The sequence below is a fragment of the Gordonia sp. UBA7860 genome, from assembly GCF_002500165.1.
Classification (GTDB): domain Bacteria; phylum Actinomycetota; class Actinomycetes; order Mycobacteriales; family Mycobacteriaceae; genus Gordonia; species Gordonia sputi.
In genome coordinates this window covers 78,966-79,350 of record NZ_DLSO01000014.1, presented here as the reverse complement: position 1 = coordinate 79,350, position 385 = coordinate 78,966, and the positions used below count along the sequence as shown (strand labels likewise).

Here is a 385-nt window from a genome sequence, read left to right as displayed (position 1 = left end):
GAGATCATCAGGATCGCCACCACCTCGGCGAGCAGCACGTCGGGGTATGCGCAGTCGCCGGGTTCGACGATCAGCCGGCTCGGTGCGTCGGAAAGCGCGCCTTCGACGACTCGCCGTACCGCCTTGCGGGTCGGTGGCGACTGCCGGGCGTCGTCGACGATCACCGTCCCCGAAAAAACGGCTTCAGACGAGATAACTGCATGGGACACGCCGACGAGCGTAGTCGGGCCGCAACGTCGATGTCGGGGCGTCGGCCAAGGGTTCTGCCCGGTCAGCAAGTAGGGTAGGTCCGTTACGGCGCGTTCCGCATGCGCGCGGCAAAGGAGTAGGGGACATGGCAGCGATCGTGCTTATCGGCGCCCAATGGGGCGACGAGGGCAAGGGC

Annotated in this window: 1 pseudogene; it reads right to left on the bottom strand. The window is 66.5% G+C overall.

The features are described 5' to 3' along the window. A pseudogene (locus B3T59_RS02260) lies at positions 1-209 on the bottom strand (hypothetical protein); the annotation flags it as partial. Between the last annotated feature and the right edge of the window lie 176 nt (positions 210-385).